Source organism: Prevotella jejuni, from assembly GCF_900187995.1.
GTDB lineage: Bacteria > Bacteroidota > Bacteroidia > Bacteroidales > Bacteroidaceae > Prevotella > Prevotella jejuni.
In genome coordinates, this window is sequence record NZ_FZNZ01000006.1 from 1 (window position 1) to 16678 (window position 16678).

The 16678-nt window shown below is 42.6% G+C and carries 11 protein-coding genes; 8 read left to right on the top strand and 3 right to left on the bottom strand.

What is annotated here, in order from left to right; all coding sequences use genetic code 11:
- On the top strand, positions 1–309 hold a 309-nt coding region (locus CHB62_RS03005; RefSeq protein ID WP_141240394.1), incomplete at its 5' end, for an IS30 family transposase.
- A 349-nt stretch (positions 310–658) separates the two neighbouring features.
- On the opposite strand, the gene CHB62_RS14810 is transcribed toward CHB62_RS03005, so the two are convergent.
- Positions 659–799, bottom strand: a complete 141-nt coding sequence (locus CHB62_RS14810; RefSeq protein ID WP_167386050.1) for a hypothetical protein — start codon at positions 797–799, stop codon at positions 659–661.
- Positions 800–1133: 334 nt separating this feature from the next.
- Here CHB62_RS14810 and CHB62_RS03010 point away from each other — a divergent pair, with 334 nt between their 5' ends.
- The 3 genes from CHB62_RS03010 to rnc all read left to right on the top strand — a co-directional run bounded on the left by CHB62_RS03010 (position 1134) and on the right by rnc (position 3775).
- Entirely contained in the window at positions 1134–1370 is a 237-nt protein-coding gene (locus tag CHB62_RS03010) for an acyl carrier protein (protein ID WP_004358972.1), read from the top strand.
- A gap of 88 nt (positions 1371–1458) precedes the next feature.
- On the top strand, positions 1459–2721 hold the full coding sequence (fabF, locus tag CHB62_RS03015; protein ID WP_089365714.1) for a beta-ketoacyl-ACP synthase II: 1263 nt from the start codon (positions 1459–1461) through the stop codon (positions 2719–2721).
- Positions 2711–3775, top strand: coding sequence for a ribonuclease III (rnc, locus tag CHB62_RS03020; RefSeq protein WP_089365649.1), 1065 nt, complete (start codon positions 2711–2713; stop codon positions 3773–3775). The genes fabF and rnc overlap by 11 nt, the downstream gene beginning before the upstream one ends.
- Before the next feature lie 340 nt (positions 3776–4115).
- Here rnc and susR read toward each other — a convergent pair whose 3' ends face one another.
- Positions 4116–5714: a SusR family glycan utilization regulator gene (gene susR, locus CHB62_RS03025; protein ID WP_089365650.1), complete on the bottom strand. Its 1599-nt coding sequence runs from the start codon at positions 5712–5714 to the stop codon at positions 4116–4118.
- 174 nt (positions 5715–5888) lie between these two features.
- A complete protein-coding gene (locus tag CHB62_RS03030; protein ID WP_089365651.1) occupies positions 5889–8792 on the bottom strand; it encodes a right-handed parallel beta-helix repeat-containing protein in 2904 nt (967 codons plus the stop codon).
- A 1190-nt stretch (positions 8793–9982) separates the two neighbouring features.
- On the opposite strand from CHB62_RS03030, the gene CHB62_RS03035 reads away from it, so the two are divergent.
- The 4 genes from CHB62_RS03035 (at position 9983) to CHB62_RS03050 (ending at position 16446) form a co-directional block, all read left to right on the top strand.
- Positions 9983–10489 (top strand): DUF5004 domain-containing protein, encoded by a 507-nt coding sequence (locus CHB62_RS03035; RefSeq protein WP_009012441.1) that lies wholly within the window; start codon positions 9983–9985, stop codon positions 10487–10489.
- 137 nt (positions 10490–10626) lie between these two features.
- Positions 10627–11847 carry a hypothetical protein gene (locus CHB62_RS03040; protein WP_089365652.1) on the top strand — a complete coding sequence of 407 codons (1221 nt, stop codon included), beginning with the start codon at positions 10627–10629 and terminating at the stop codon, positions 11845–11847.
- A gap of 59 nt (positions 11848–11906) precedes the next feature.
- Positions 11907–14843 carry a SusC/RagA family TonB-linked outer membrane protein gene (locus tag CHB62_RS03045; protein ID WP_089365653.1) on the top strand — a complete coding sequence of 979 codons (2937 nt, stop codon included), beginning with the start codon at positions 11907–11909 and terminating at the stop codon, positions 14841–14843.
- Positions 14844–14883: 40 nt separating this feature from the next.
- Complete coding sequence (locus tag CHB62_RS03050; protein ID WP_089365654.1) at positions 14884–16446, top strand: RagB/SusD family nutrient uptake outer membrane protein; 1563 nt, start codon at positions 14884–14886, stop codon at positions 16444–16446.
- The last annotated feature ends 232 nt before the right edge of the window (positions 16447–16678 follow it).

The following is a 16678-nucleotide window of genomic DNA, read 5'->3' on the forward strand; positions in this document are numbered from 1 at the left end:
TTACTGTCTCCATTCAAAGAGCATATCAAGTCTATTACAACTGACAATGGTACAGAATTCGCTTGTCATGAAATGATAGCCAAAAGCCTTGGTGTTACCATATATTTTGCTGACCCATACGCTTCATGGCAGAAAGGCGCTATAGAAAATGCTAACGGACTAATTAGGCAATACGTGCCAAAAAAAGAAACCTTTGAGCATATCAGCCAGCAACAAATAACTAAGTATTCAAAGAAAATTAACATGAGACCAAGAAAGAAATTAGATTTTAAAACACCACAGGACTGCTTTTACGAACTAATTAAGTAAATTTGCACTTGCTTGTTGAATTCACGAATCAACTGGTTATCAAGTCATTCTTAAAAGGTGCTTAATTGGACTTCAAAAGGGCGTTAGTAACACGCTAAAAGAGCATCTATTGCACGGTAATCAGGCGTCTTTTAGAAGCCAGAAGAGTATGTGTCAGTTTTGAACTGCGTAAAAATATTTACAGACACCGATGTTATGGTAATAATTTGTATGTATAGGCAGAAAGACATGCTAATGAACAGACACAGTATCAATTTGCCTTTTCAGCATCTTATCTTGTAGTTTATCTTCCGATGTAAGACCATGTGATTTTGGACAGGCATACCTTGCAAGTGCATTAGCCTTTATTCTATTTCCAATCTACGCATTTAACGGAAGTACCATAGAATTGACAAACAATCTCCATTGCTCCACACACTGATGGTGCCTCCTTGCCTACCAGTGCTTTGTTTTGATATCCCTCCGTACTCTCCATTTCTCTGTGTGACATTTCGTCAGAGACCTAAAGTTTAGGCTGATCATTATCACTCCAAAAGTCTGAAGCCCTTAATTTTGTCTCTATAATAATAAGGTATAGCAGTTTATAAAACTAATTCAACTATAATCTGAGGCATAAATAAAGTTTAGAATAATACTATATAATTGTTTGATTTACCGCATTATAATGTGATAAAACGTATAAAAACATGCACAAAGATATATGATTTGTGCAATAGAGAGTGCTTTTTTAATCAAAAAACTTGCATACATGGAAAAAAAACAGTTCCTTTGCAAGCGCATTTTGAATTTGGAAATCAATATTAAACAATTTAAAACTTACAATTATGTCAGAAATTGAATCAAAAGTAAAGGCTATTATCGTAGAGAAACTTGGTGTTGACGAGGCTGAGGTAAAACCAGAGGCAAGCTTCACAAACGACCTCGGTGCTGATTCTTTGGATACAGTAGAGCTCATCATGGAGTTCGAGAAGGAGTTCGGTATTTCTATTCCAGACGATAAGGCTGAGAAGATCTCTACAGTAGGCGACGCTATCTCTTACATCGAGGAGAACGCTAAGTAAGGTTTACTCAAGATAAAAGAACCAAGCAAAGCGTCTATTCCTTTGCTTGGCTTTTTTTTACTTTACTTTTTTATTTTATATTTCACACATGGAATTAAAAAGAGTAGTTGTAACAGGTCTTGGTGCTGTTACTCCATTGGGTAACACTCCTGAGGAGACTTGGAAGAATATGCTTGCAGGCAAGAGTGGTGCTGCTCCTATTACATATTTCGATACAAGCTTATTCAAGACAAAGTTTGCTTGCGAGGTAAAAGACCTTAACATCAATGATTATATTGATTGTAAGGAGGCTCGTAAGCTTGATCGTTACACTCAGTTAGCAATGGTTAGTGCCATTCAGGGTGTTAAGGATGCCAACTTTGACATGGAGAAGATTGATAAGAACCGTGTAGGTGTTATCTATGGTGTAGGTATTGGTGGTATCAAGACCTTCGAAGATGAGGTGACTTATTATGCACAGCATCCTGAGAATGGTCCTAAGTTCAATCCATTCTTCATCCCTAAGATGATTGCTGACATTGCTTCAGGCCAGATTAGTATTCAGTTTGGCTTCCACGGTCCAAACTACACTACAACCTCAGCTTGTGCTTCTTCAACCAACGCTTTGGCTGCAGCATTCAACCAGATTCGTCTTGGTAAGGCTGACATCATTGTTAGTGGTGGTGCCGAGGCAGCTATATGCGCTTGCGGTGTAGGTGGTTTCAATGCTATGCACGCCCTTTCAACACGCAATGATGATCCACAGCACGCATCACGTCCATTCTCAGCAAGCCGCGACGGTTTCGTAATGGGTGAGGGTGCTGGCTGTCTTATCCTTGAAGAGTTAGAGCATGCAAAGGCTCGTGGAGCTAAGATTTACGCAGAGATGGTTGGTGAAGGCGAGTCAGCTGACGCCCATCATATCACAGCTTCTCACCCAGAGGGTCTTGGTGCTAAGCTCGTTATGAAGGCAGCACTTGCAGATGCTGGTATGAAGCCAGAGGACATTGACTATATCAACGTTCACGGTACATCAACTCCTGTAGGTGATATTTCAGAGGCAAAGGCCATCAAGGATTTGTTTGGTGAGGCTGCTTACAAGTTGAATATCTCTTCTACAAAGAGTATGACAGGTCACCTTCTTGGTGCAGCTGGTGCTGTAGAGGCTTTAGCTTGCGTAATGGCTGTTAAGGATGACATCATTCCTCCTACCATCAACCATGAAGATGATGACAAGGATCCAGAATTGGATTATAACTTGAACTTTACGTTCAACAAGGCTCAGAAGCGTGAGGTACGTGCTGCGCTCAGCAACACCTTCGGTTTTGGTGGCCACAATGCTTGTGTCATATTCAAGAAGTATGCTGAATAAGATTATCGATAGAATAAAGCTCCCTTTCCGTAAGGAGAAGGAGCTTTATTTGTCTTTGTACCACATCATCGGCATTATCCCCCACGATATCAGTTATTATAAGACAGCTCTCTTACACAAGAGCGTAGCGCGTCGTAACGAGAAGGGCAAGCCAGTAAACAATGAACGGCTTGAGTTCCTTGGTGATGCAATATTGGACGCCATTGTTGGTGACATTGTTTACGAGCATTTCCCTGGGAAGCGCGAAGGTTTCTTAACGAACACCCGTTCTAAATTAGTACAACGCGATACGCTGAATCGTCTGGCAAAGGAGATGGGAATCGGTCAGTTGATACTCTCTAACGGCCACACATCTTCGCATAACAGTTATCTTGGTGGTAATGCTTTCGAAGCACTTGTTGGTGCACTCTATCTTGACCATGGCTATAATGCTTGCATGAAGTTTATGAAACAGCAAGTTCTTGGTAAGCTTATCAATATTGATAAGGTAGCTTATAAGGAGGTAAACTTCAAGTCTAAGCTCATCGAATGGAGCCAGAAGAACAAGGTTAAGATGGAGTTCAAGCTGATTGAAAACCAGAAAGACAAACAGGGCAGTCCTACTTTCCATTTTCAAGTGGTTATGGAGGGCATCCCATGTGGGGAAGGTCATGGTTATTCTAAGAAGGAGAGTCAGCAAGAGGCGTCCAAGCTCACCCTACAACGACTTCGTCGGGAACCTCAGTTCATAGACGAGATATTTGTAGCAAAGGCCAACCGTACAAAGATGGAAGAGGAACCTGTCCTCAATGTTCCAGAGACTTCTCAGGACATGAACTTTATCGTAGGTTCTGAAGTGGATGTCAAGAAACACGAGAATCCTTTCCATACAGAGGTGTTTGATGAGAAGTCATCGGCTGCTGATGAGAAGAAGGTAGAGCAGACGGAGGCTTCGGAGAAGACGAAAGAAGGGGATAACACCGATACTTTCGACCTCTCAGACATTTCTCATTCAAAGGATATTGACCGCGAGGCTATCATTGCTGCGGCTGAAAAAGAGGCCTTTGATGCCTAAAATACTGTTTTAACACAATTAAGAACAAGCGTTTATAGCTGGTTATAAGTAGACTACTATTATTCCGTGGTCATTTACTTATCATCACCTATAAACGCTTGTTTGTTTTCTTTCCCTTGATGGCCTTCATTCGATGGCATACAAGCCTATACAACATCTTACTTCCAATACGTTTACCACAAAGCCTTAACACAATTGATGAGAAGCCTTAACTTGCTTAAAGAAGAGCCTTAACACGATTGTTGAAAAGCCTTAGCTCAATTAATGAAAAGCCTTAGCACGATTGGAGTTTACGAACACTAACGCACATTCGGGGCCTCATCACACATAAAGAGTACCCCTAATTAATCTCCATTATATAACGTTCAAACTTATCATTATCAACGTTTGAGCGGTTCTTAACACGTGTCTTATAAGTGTTAATGGTATGTACAGAATAGTTTAAGAACGATGCAATACGTTCAGAATCAGTAATACCTAATCGGATAAGGGCAAAGATACGCATCTCTGTCGTGAGCTGTCTCTTCTCAACAGGTCTTTGGTCGGGTTCGTCAAAGAGTTTGTTGTAGTTCTCTATGAATTGTGGGAAGAGTTTTAAGAAAGTCTCATCAAAATCAATAAACATTGATTTCCTCTCTTCTCCTAATTCACTTTCTTTCAACGAGGAACGTAGGTCATCAAATCGTTTCATCGATATCTTACGATCGATAGAACGGTAGAGCTTCTCCACTTTATTGATGTATTCCGAATTAATATAGAACGACCTACCAATGTATTCATCTTTGATTTTATTCACCTCCTCCAACTGTTCGTTCTTAGCCTCTAACTGTTGGTTACGCCGTGCGATAATTGCTTGCGCCTTCTTCAGCTTTATCATCTGTTTACGGATGAACCATCCTGCCATCAACAGACCAATAAGAAAGAGGATGAAGACGACTGCTGCGATGGCTATAGCATTGCGTTGCGCCTGCATTATCTTGTATCTATCTTGTTCGATGATGGGCAACACACTACTAACCTCTATCACTCGTTGTCGTGCTCCATAGAAGTTTGCATTCGAAAGCGACTCTCTGACATACTCGGTTGCATGTTGTATGTCACCTTCCCTATAAAGTAGTTTAGCCAAGGTACATAGCGCTGTGGTCTCTCTTACAACCCCTTCGTTATCATAGATAGCAGCCTGTGCAAGATAGTCCATGGCTTGGTCGTCCTCTTTTAGGAAGAGATAAATCCATCCAATACAAGAGGTAACAATCGCCTTATGGTGCAGGTCTACTCTTCTTCCTTGTAGGAACTGCTTGAAAGTATCGAGTGATGCCTCATACTTCCGTTCCTTCATCTGTCTCATTCCTATGGCATAGAGTCGCTCAGCCGACCCCTTAGGGAGATAATGAAGCAAAGAGTCCGTATAAACACCAGCCTGCTTCACATACTGACTCTGGTAAGGTTCGGTGCGGGTATAGTCTGACACGTCATAATAGAGGCGTGATGCCATTGTGAAATAAAGCTTTCTTACGTTGGCGCTTGTCCCGTCGATGTGGATAGAATGTAGTTCGTTAAAGGCCTCAGAATACAGTCCTGCAGACAACAGACAGAAGACTAAGTCGCAGCGTGCCTCTACTTCATAGTTAGGGTTTTGCAGTCTGTGAGCCTCAGCGAGCAGGTGATTGGCATAGACGTAGGCCGAGTCATATTGATAGGATGAATATTCGTTGAAGAGTTGTCGGTTAATATCAAATCTGTCAGCCCTTGGAGTCGTTTTCAAACGTTGTTTCAATCGTTTGATATTCTCAAGTTTTTCATGCTCATATACCTTCTTTTTCTCTAAACTTTGGTCGAGTTGGTATAGTCGCTTCTCCCATTCTCCATTGTTTGCAACGCAAAGCAAGGGAATAAGCAGGAATAGAAATGACAGGTATAACTTCATAAGCGTATTCATCCGAGGTATTGTTTATTGACAATCAGAAGATTTCCTTCCTTCTAATCTACCTGCAAAAATAAAACAATTATTAATAACTACAAAAAAATATCGACCGTAACTTTCTTACGGCCGATACTTTTATCTTTTATAGGAAAGTGTGTTTCCTACTCTTTCCCATGATTAGTTCTGCTATTACCTTACGATGATCTTCTTTCCATTGTGGATATAAAGCCCAGGCTTAAGGTTCTCTTTTGTTGTGGCCACCTTGTTTCCTTGGAGGTCATAGTAGGCACCTTCCGCCTCTGTCCTACCCTTCACACTGTCAATAGCATTGGCTTGGTTAAGGTTATTCAAGTCGTCTGGCGAACTGACCTCACTTGCTGAGAAGAATCTGACAGCCCCCAATGGGATCTTCAACTCAATACTCTTCTTATTTGCATCATCGCTGCCATTCACCTCGTCTCTATAGTCGTGCGTGTCATTTACCCATGCTGTGAGGGTATGAACACCGTTTGTAGCTGTCCAAGTGCTCTTTCCGTTCGTACCACCAGTTGCTGAAAGCGTTATCTTCTGATGTGATTTCAGACCGCCATAGTGCTTATCGTTCCATGTGATAACACTCGTGTTACCATCAATCTGGAACTGTACACCGAGCTTTGTACCTGCTGGTACGTCTCTGTCACCAGCGTTGACAATCGTCGCAGTGAAGCGTACTTCATCACCAGGGTTAATGGTTTTCTTGTCGAAGGCAACCTTTGTTACAACGAGGTCATAGCCTCCTGTCACAGGAGTATAGTCGCCATCGTCCTCATTCTCAGCTACATTAAATTTCTTCTCACGATTGTTGTTGTCTCTTGTTAACTCATCTGTCAGTCGGTTACGATAGTCGGCTTCTGCCTTTACCACGTGTCCACCGGCTACTGCCTTCCATGCTGTCTGTGTCGTAAGGATAATAGTCTGCTTTGCCTTCAACCCTTTTTTATAACTTGTTGTGACGAAGCTCTCCTGTCCATCGACAGTCACCTTCACGCCAAGATTGACCCCTGTAGGAATGTCAACATTACTTACGTTCGTAAGAGCAAACTTAAAGGTAACAGCATCTCCCTCCTTCAGTGAGGTGCTACCATCGGTATTCTCCCATCGTAAACCCTGTAGATCGACGTCATACCCTTTGATTCCTTCTAACGGATTGACGATTCCTCCCTGCTGACTGGTGTCTGCCTCTGGGAAATCAGGAACTTTATACGTAGCGTCACTTAGGTATTCATAACCGATAGCTGCCGCACGTGCCTTGTTATTATCTGTCCATACAGGCCATGTCTGGTTGTTCTTAATCTTGTCTTCGCCGACGTTTGCAATCTTAATACCATTGCTAAACTTCACACCATCAACGTCCAAACGGATAGCACCAGTAGAGTGTTCCCATGTAGAATACTTTGTTGTCTGTCCTGCAAGGGATGCACCAAGAATCTCTGTGTTCTTAAATTCAATGCCTGATGGGCCTGACATGACACGGATAGCATCGAAAGGTGAATCATAGATCTTGGTGTTGTTGAAGACTACATTGCGTACACCACCTTTGATATCAATGGCAGCTAAGTCTTCATGCCAGCTGTCATCGTTGGTACCACAACGCACGAGTATGTTGTTGTCAAAGCTAATCTTCTGTGTGTTCGTGTACTTTGGACCAGAGAATACATCATTCAGATGAATACCTGAAGCCATGAACATGTCAGCAAGATAGTTGTTATAGATTTTATGACCATCACCGCCATAGAGGGCAATACCGCCTGCACGCCAGATAAGTTCAATGGTATTGTAAGCGAAGATGTTGTTCTTTTCGTCTACCGCCCCCATCGTATGATCGTTCCACATTGCCAAACCGTCATCGCCATTGTTGCGAACACTACAGTTATAAACCGTTGCATTAGATGTTCCTTGGCAGAAGTTCACTCCGTCAGCAAAGTTATTACGGATACGACAGTCTACTATCTTCAGTCCATTGCTATAGTCCACAGCACCATTATAGTCGCCTATCCAGAAGCCACACTCAAAGTGGTCTTCCCATACATGATGGATAACACTACCGTCTTTGAAGACATCCATGAAGCATTTATACACTGCTTGCTGGTTGTGTCGACTCCTTAGATTGGAGTTAAGGTATAGGTTACAGATTTCAACATTACTACAATAGCCATCTCTACCATGTGAGCCATTACCGCCCGAAATACCTCCTCCGAATGGATTAGGGTTCGTAAACTTAAGGTTAGTGTACCACATACCAGCGCCAGTAATTGTTACGTCGGAGGCAAAGATATACCAGATGCTACTCAATTCGAAGGTTCCTGCAGGGATATAAAGTATCTTTGACCCTGCATCTGCATCTTTCAATGCTTCTTCAAAAGCCTTGAGATAATCATTCCCTTTGACATACTTGCGGTATTTGGCGTCTGTTACGTTCACCGCACCAGCAGGACATTCTATCTCTTCAGGTACAACCTCGGTCTCAATGAAGTCTACTCCATAGTCATAACCATTGGCACCAGAACTCTGGATACGGATTCTATCACCTGCTCGGAGTGCCTTATTCAGAAGGAAGTGGGTCTCATCAAAGGCAAAACAAGCTGTTCCACCGTCACTTTTATCAGCTGGATTACCACCAGCAAAGTACTGATACATATAATAAGACGTCAGATTGACTGTCTGCACCTTCTTATCATTTACATAGACATCCAACGAACCATTCAGTCCCATCCCGTCAGGAGAATCAGGCATAGTAAAGCGTAATGTGACGCCATTAGCGTCTCCTCTCATTGTCCATTCGGCGTAAGCACCATTCGTTGGGAGGTCAACATACGACTGACGGGAAGCCTGCGAAGCAATGTTCTTACGGTCCCATGTAGGCGAGGTCTTCAATGTTGCGCCTCCTCCCAGTGCTGCAGTCTCTGAGTCGTAACGTGTGTAAGGCATCAAAGCACCCACTCGTCCTTTGGCATCAGCCGATGGTATCTTCCACTCGTCGGCCTTTGATGCCTTTGACACCATTGTATAAGACAATAGAAGTGTCAGTGCGATTAATAACTTTTTCTTCATCATATCACTTAATTTAGTTCTTGTTTAATAAGGTCTTAAGGTTAGACTTTACAATCACAAAAATAGAGTTTTCATACTATAATATGAAGTTAAAAAAGCCAATTCTAAGTGTTTACGCATCACGAAGAGTCTATACTACTGATAATCAACGTATTAAACGAATATTAATTGAACTTAATACAAAGATTATCTTACGTAAGAAAGACACTTAACAAGGATTTTTACCTTCATTCTCATCAAATAACAAGCTTATATTATAGGGTGTACACACTTTTCAAAACATCTCTGTAAATCAGCACCTTATAATGTTAAGCAACATTATCTACCCTTCGTTTTCTTTATATTTGTCATTGACAATCATCTAAACCGCTTGCCATCCATGTATTTTTTAGTAATTTCGCTAACCGAAAACAAGTCTATCAGCTTCGTTTTCGACTATAGAAACAGATTGTTTGGTTTCTTATTCAGTGGAATGAAGAGCTTCATATAATAATAATACGGATTAGGTTTAGTTTATTTAGGAGTGTGAACTTCGTTATAATATTTGGTATATATATTTGTTATTTGGGTAATTTAAGTAATATAGAATTAATTAAACTCATTTTATAAGTTAATTCAAGAGTGTGGAGTCTGTCGTGAGATAGGCTCTATATTTTTTATCCTCTCCACTACTGTTCGGCTTTCTCTTCACTCCTAACAAGCCTCATCTGATACGTCATTCGACCTTCTTTTTATTCTTATTCATTGCTCAACACGATAGTCATAGACACTTGATAAGCTATTCAAAAATGTGCACAAACGATTTCTTTTCATGAAGAGAAATATTTTTTTTCACGAGTGGAAATATTTTTTTTCATGAAAATAATTATTTTTTTTCATGAAAATAATTCCGTAGTAGACCGCTGTGGGATGAATATCAACGTCAACAGAAAGACGTAAAATCGACTGTTTTTTTGATTGAAAAGGCTCAATTACATGCTAAACAGGGCTGAAAACTGTAATATTAGAGTTATATCATTATAATTAAAGGGCAACAGATAAGAACTGATTTTCAGTCATTTGCATTTTCACATCACCCTTTTATGTTTATACAATTGGTAGTTTTCTTTACTTATTGGAATTTGATAGCTAACTTTGCCAATAGAGAATGAAATTATAAAACAACTATTCAATAACTAAAAACAAGATTCACTATGAGAACAATCACAGGTAATTTGTTCGCTATTGGACTACTCTTTTCTACGGCAATGGCGTTCACGGGATGTTCTACAGTTGATGACGGAAGTTACACAGCACCGATAACACTGAGCGAGAAGATTAGTGGTAAGTGGGTGGTTAACTCTGTTATGCAGACTGATGAAGCGAATGCTCGCACAAAGACATTGACTGATTTGCTCGACTTTGACACGTTTGTCATCAATCTAAACCAAGATGAAGCTGGCAACCCATCGACCTTCACGGTGGAAGGAAGTGCACCGATGCTGTTGCCAACAAGTGGTACATGGAAGATGGACTATAACTTCACTAAGAGCGACAACACGCCAAGTCGACTCCTTCTCAACGATGGAAAGGCTGAGACAGCACTCACTGTAACGGCCGTACCGGGTAATACGAAGACGTTGGAATACCGTTTGACACGTAAGACAAATGGGCAGCCTTTTGTCTCCTACACTTACAATCTGACTCAGGCAGTAAAGTAAATACGGAGATTGGAGGTTATCTGTTCTTGTGCTTTTGAGCTGACAGCTATTACAAAAGATAGACTTTTGTAGGCCCAAGCACTAAGTTACATCGACTCGACATAACTTCCTGTCTCACCTAAAATAACAGAATCAATATGAAGAAGATATTATTTGCATTGATGTGCTTGTTCCCCTTGGCATTGTTTGCTGATGGTGTAGAACTACCGAAGGCACCAAAGTGCTGGACAGTTCCGGCTGTCTTCACGGCTGATGAAGAGGTTACTTTCTACTACGATATGACCGATGTAGGATTTCAAGAGGGTGTCGACCTCTATCTATGGGCATGGCAACCGACTGAACCAGACGCTGGTCATGGTGGTAATTCATCTGACTTTGCGAAGCTGGAGTACCTCGGTAATAACATTTACAAGAAGACTATGGTACCGACACAATACTTCAACAGTGATGTGTCTAAGTTTGAAGATGATGCATGGCCAGGCTTTTGGCAGCGTCTGAAGACGAAGGATGGTAGTATGTGGTCGGGTGTTTTCGCAGCTCCTGACAGCCGTTCTGAATTCAAGGAGTTTAAGAAATCGGGTGATGGAATCCGTTTCTTCAGTGGCAAGAAAGATAAGGGTTTCACCGATAAGTTCACCTTAGACGAGCCTTTGACGGTAGTCTTCAATCCTGATGTCTATAAGTTAGGTGAGAAGACATTGACAGAATTGGCAAAAGATGCCGACTTCGTTGAGTTTGCTGCACACTCAGGTTTGAACGATTGGACCGTACAACAGACTTTGGATGTATGGCGTCCTGCAGTGTTGGCAAAGACAGGTTTGAAGAAACTTTCTAATGGTTTGTACGTTTGGAATGTAGGTGTTCCAAGTGAATACTATGCTTATAACCCACAAGATGCAGGTCAGGCAGACAAGCCAACCATCCTTGCTGACCCCGATGAAAAGGCAGCTTTTCAGCTTGAAAATATGACTTATCTTATCATAAAGGTCATTAAGGATGCTGCAGGAGCTAATCAGTGGGGTGTGAATAGTGGTGACCAAAAGCAGAAGGCTGGTACGGCTACTCCTTATCCAGACCCTGTTTTCTCTTATTTCCCAACACGTCTAAGCAGTAAGGATATCCTTACGTTGACGCGTGAATACAATGAGCGTACGGCTGGTGACTTGAAATATACTATCGTGGCAGGTACAAAGACGATTACTGGTACTATGCCTGGCGTGCGTGATAAGCGTGAGGTAACACTCGACTTGAACAAGGAGTTGCAGGGTGTGGAAGCTTCTGAGCTGAAGGTAACAGTAAAGGATCAGCACGATAAGACGGTTGTCACATCAACAATACCGCTCGTTGTGGCTGATTAATAACGGAAGAGGAGAGAATGATTCCTCGTCTTATTCAATCCATAAAAGCATTAAAATCTATGAAACTAACAATAAAAAATAAACTATCGGGACTCATCCTCTTTGCGTTGATGATGTTCTGTAGTCAGGTATCAGCACAGGACTTCACTGCTACTGGTACGGTATCTGATAGCGGTCATGAGCCACTTATTGGCGCTTCGGTAAGTGTTGTAGGCGGTAAGGTGGGTGCTATCACTGATATTGATGGTAATTTCACTATTCAGTGTAGGCCAGGTGATATGCTTGAAGTTACTTATGTGGGCTATACAAGTCGTAAAGTGCAAGCAGGAAAAGGCCTGAAAATCGTGATGGAAGAGGATGCCAAGACACTTGATGAGGTGACTATCGTGGGCGTTGGATATGGTAAGATGCGCAAGAGCGACCTTACGGGTGCCATAGCCTCAGTCAATTCAAAGGATATGAAACAGGGTGTTATCACCTCTACTGAGCAGTTGTTGCAGGGTAAGGTGGCTGGTCTTTCTATCGTACAAAGCTCTGGAGCTGTTGAGTCAGGTGCTTCTATCCGTCTTCGTGGTGGTACGTCTTTGTCGGCAAGTAATGGTCCGTTGGTTGTTGTAGATGGTATTCCAGGTGTTGATATCAACTCTGTTCAACCTTCAGAGATTGTCAGTATGGATATTCTCAAGGATGCCTCTGCTGCGGCTATCTATGGTTCTCGTGGTGCAAATGGTGTTATCATCATCACTACCAATCGTCAAGGTTCAGACACAGAAGTAAATACTATTCAGTATAATGGCTATGTTGCCTTAGCTTCTGCAGCCAAAACACTCGACTTACTATCGGAAAATCAGTGGCGTAGTTATGTTCGTTCAACAGGTAATATGAGTGCTTTAGACTTCGGAGCAAGCACCGACTGGCAGAAAGAACTTATGCGTACGGCTATCTCTCATGGGCATAATATCAACTTCTCATCGTCAAAGAAGAACCATGGATACCGTGCCAGCTTCACTTATAACAACAATCAAGGAGTCATAAAGAACAATACTATGAACCGACTTGCTGGTTCTCTCTCTGCTTATCAGACTGGAATGAATGGTCGTTTACGTTTGGATGAGGGCATCAACACCAACTTTGACAGTTGGCATCCAGTCGATAACCGTATCTTTGAACGTATGACTAACCTTCAACCAACCTTCCCTGTCTATAATCAAGACGGCAGCTATGCTCAATTTAATGGTACAAACACAGAGAATCCAGTTGAGTTAAACAACAACAGAACCGAAGACCGCAAGCGTCATCGCTTCTTAGGCTACTTGAAGGCAGAGCTTTCTCTCCTCGAAGGATTGGTTGCTACGGTGAATACATCATACGAATTTAACTCTGTTAAGTCGGGCTTATACAAGCCTACTTACGCTCGAATGGAAGGACAGAGTGAGCATGGATGGGGTCAAAGAATCTATGATGACTATACAAATAAGCAGTTAGAACTTTACTTAACATACGATAAAAAGTTCGTAGACATCCACCATTTGAATCTTATGGGTGGTTATTCTTACCTCGATAACACCTATGAAGGCTTCAGTTCAACACGCTCAGGCTTCGATTCTGATGCTTTCGGATATAACAACTTAGGTGCAGGAACAGACCACAGACAGGGAGATGTGGGTTCTTATAAGGGTGAATCAAAGCTCATTTCGTTCTTTGGTCGTGTGAACTATAGCCTGATGGACCGCTATATGCTTACTGCTACGCTGCGTAATGATGGTTCTTCTCGCTTCGGTCAGCACCATAAGTGGGGCGTATTCCCTTCTCTTTCTTTGGCTTGGCGTATCTCTGAAGAGCCTTTCATGGCTTCAACACGAGAGTGGCTCGACAACTTAAAGCTTCGTGCAGGCTTCGGTGTGACTGGTAATCAGAATGGTATTGGCGAATATAAGTCGCTCTCTATCCTCTCTGCAGCAGGTTCTGCCTACTACGATGGGACTACGGGAACATGGAAGAACTCCTACACACAGATTCAAAACCCTAATCCTAACCTTAAATGGGAGTCAACAGCACAGTGGAACCTTGGTGTTGATTTCTCTCTATACAATAGATTGAATGGTACGTTAGAACTTTACTATAAGAAGACTTCCGACCTCCTTTGGACTTATCCAGTGCCACAACCTCCATACCTTGTGGGTACGATGTTGGCGAATGTTGGTGACTTAGTAAACAAGGGATTTGAGCTTACTTTGGGTTATAAAGCAGTCCGTACGAAGGATTGGACACTTGATGCTAACCTCTCTCTTGCCTACAACCATCAGGAGATTACGAAGCTTTCTAACGACCAATATCAGGCAGTAGGACTTCAAGCAGGTCCATTGCACAGTGTTCGTGGTATGTCAAACACGTACGCACAGGTCATCAAAGAGGGCTTTCCAGCAGGTGCCTTCTGGGGTCCTCATTGCACAGGAATCTCAGACGACGGCAAGTATATGCTTGAGAAAGACGAGAATGGAAAGGTTAAGGAAGGCTATTTAGGCTCCGCAATGCCTAAGTGGAACCTTGGTCTTTCACTCAATGCAACATGGCGTGACTTCGATGCAAGCGTAGCTGCTTATGGTATGTTCGGACAGAAAGTACTGAATGTTAGCCGCATGGTGATGTATGATCCAACACGCTTCCCATCACAGAACACCCTCGACGACTTCATGAAGAGTGGTATTACAGATAATCCAACTTTCTCTGATTACTTCATAGAGAATGGTGATTTCTTCCGTCTTCAGTCTATCACTTTGGGTTATTCTGTTCCGATGAATGCAGTGAAGAAGATGGGTCTTAGTCGTCTACGTTTCTATGTGACAGGCGAGAACCTCTTCTGTATTACAGGTTATAAGGGTATCGATCCAGAAGTAAGTGTACCAGACAACGTACTGAACTCACCTGGTATTGACTTCTTCAACAGTTATCCACGACCACGCACTTTCTCATTGGGAGTGAACATTGGCTTCTAATCTTACCGTAATCTTCAACATTAATAAGAACATAATTATTATGAAACGATTGAATATTAGCATATCAAATATCCTACCTGGACGGAAGACTTGGTTAGGAGTAGGACTGCTCTTAGCAATGGCTTCCTGTACAGACCTTAACGAACAACTCTACGATAAGGTGTCGCAGGATGACTATGGCAAGACTTCTTCTGAGGTAGCAACCATCGTTGGAGGTGCTTACGCTACTCTCCGAGGCTATGGTTCTGGTACTCCTGAGGGCGCAGGTATCATCTGTTATCCTACTTGTGAGTATGTATTTTTCACACAGGAGTGCTCAAGTGATGAGGCATGTATCCCAACCCGTGGTACAGACTGGTATGATGGCGGTCGCTATCAGCAGTTCCAACGCCACAACTGGGATGCTAAGAACTCTGGTATCCTCTCTGTTTGGCGATATAACTTCACTGGTGTTTCTAAGGTGAATGCCATTATCTATCAGGTAGAACAGAGTGGACTGACCACAGAGGATAAGCAGAAAGTGGAGGCAGAGTTGCGTGGCTTGCGTGCTTACTACTATTACAACCTGCTCGACTGCTTTGGGAATGTACCAGTAGTGACCGACTTCACACAGAAAGAACTCCCAACGAATACTCCGCGTAAGGATGTCTTTGCCTTCATTGAGAAGGAACTCAAGGAGATTATCCCACTCTTGCCTTCTGGCATTACCTACGGTCGTTTTACCCAGAACGTAGCCAATACGCTCTTGGCACGACTCTATCTTAATGCCGAGGTGTTTACTGGTACGGCTCGTTGGCAGGATTGTCTTGATGCTTGTAATAAGGTTCAAGGCTATTCGCTGACGCCTAATTATAAGGCAAGTTTCGCTATTCAGAACGAAAAGTCGCCTGAAATCATCTTCTCTATACCGTATGATCATAAGCAGGGAACAGTGGGTAACTACCTTGCAAGTATGACCTACCACTATAATCAGAAGTTGGCTTTCGACCCAGCTGGCGTTTATCAGTGGTGTGGTAACGGTATCTGTGCTCAACCGGGGCTCTATTCTTCGTTCGACGCAAGGGATGTACGCCGCCAGAGTCTGCTCATCGGTCAGCAATACAGTGCTAAGGATGGTTCTGAAGTACTGATGGATGATGGCTCACCGTTGAACTACACAGAGGAAATAGACAACTTTACCGATGCTGCTAAGAATGCTGGTGCACGTCTGAACAAGTATGAATGGAGTGCTAATGACTCTTGGGAGCGTGACAACGACTGGGTACTAATGCGCTATGCGGAGATTTTGATGATGCAAGCAGAGTGTAACTTCCGTTTAGGTTACACCCCTACAGCACTCACTTATATCAATCAGATCCGTAAGCGAGCAGGCCTTGACGACCTCACAACGCTCACCCTCGACGACCTTGACAACGAATGGAAGCATGAGTTTGTATTTGAGAATCTACGTCGAACAACCAACATCCGCTTCGGAACTTACTTCAAACCGTGGTGGGAAAAGCCTGCCGATCCTGCCGACAAGCACACGGGTATCTATCCAATTCCACAAGAGGAGTTGAGTAAAAATCCTAACTTAAAGCAGAATCCAGGCTATGAGAATTAATCTTTGATGGGTTTTGTGTTATGAAGATGCCCAATGGTACGGTAGGGACTGATGGTCCATACAGTTGCCATTGGGTATTGAGGGCTTTAATCAGTAGGACTTTGACGGATTGAAAAAGACCGCTAAGTGACACAAGAACAGCCTCCTCCATGATGGAACAACCCACGTAATATCACATTAATAACATGACTTTCCTCTATAGGGTAGCTGTCTGACGCGAATTATTTTCATG

Coding starts and splice junctions, on each gene's coding strand:
- CHB62_RS03030 (WP_089365651.1), bottom strand. CDS start 8,792: ATGATGAAGAAAAAGTTATTAATCGCACTGACACTTCTATTGTCTTAT.
- CHB62_RS03040 (WP_089365652.1), top strand. CDS start 10,627: ATGAAGAAGATATTATTTGCATTGATGTGCTTGTTCCCCTTGGCATTG.
- susR (WP_089365650.1), bottom strand. CDS start 5,714: ATGAATACGCTTATGAAGTTATACCTGTCATTTCTATTCCTGCTTATT.
- CHB62_RS03035 (WP_009012441.1), top strand. CDS start 9,983: ATGAGAACAATCACAGGTAATTTGTTCGCTATTGGACTACTCTTTTCT.
- CHB62_RS03010 (WP_004358972.1), top strand. CDS start 1,134: ATGTCAGAAATTGAATCAAAAGTAAAGGCTATTATCGTAGAGAAACTT.
- CHB62_RS03045 (WP_089365653.1), top strand. CDS start 11,907: ATGAAACTAACAATAAAAAATAAACTATCGGGACTCATCCTCTTTGCG.
- fabF (WP_089365714.1), top strand. CDS start 1,459: ATGGAATTAAAAAGAGTAGTTGTAACAGGTCTTGGTGCTGTTACTCCA.
- CHB62_RS14810 (WP_167386050.1), bottom strand. CDS start 799: ATGTCACACAGAGAAATGGAGAGTACGGAGGGATATCAAAACAAAGCA.
- rnc (WP_089365649.1), top strand. CDS start 2,711: ATGCTGAATAAGATTATCGATAGAATAAAGCTCCCTTTCCGTAAGGAG.
- CHB62_RS03050 (WP_089365654.1), top strand. CDS start 14,884: ATGAAACGATTGAATATTAGCATATCAAATATCCTACCTGGACGGAAG.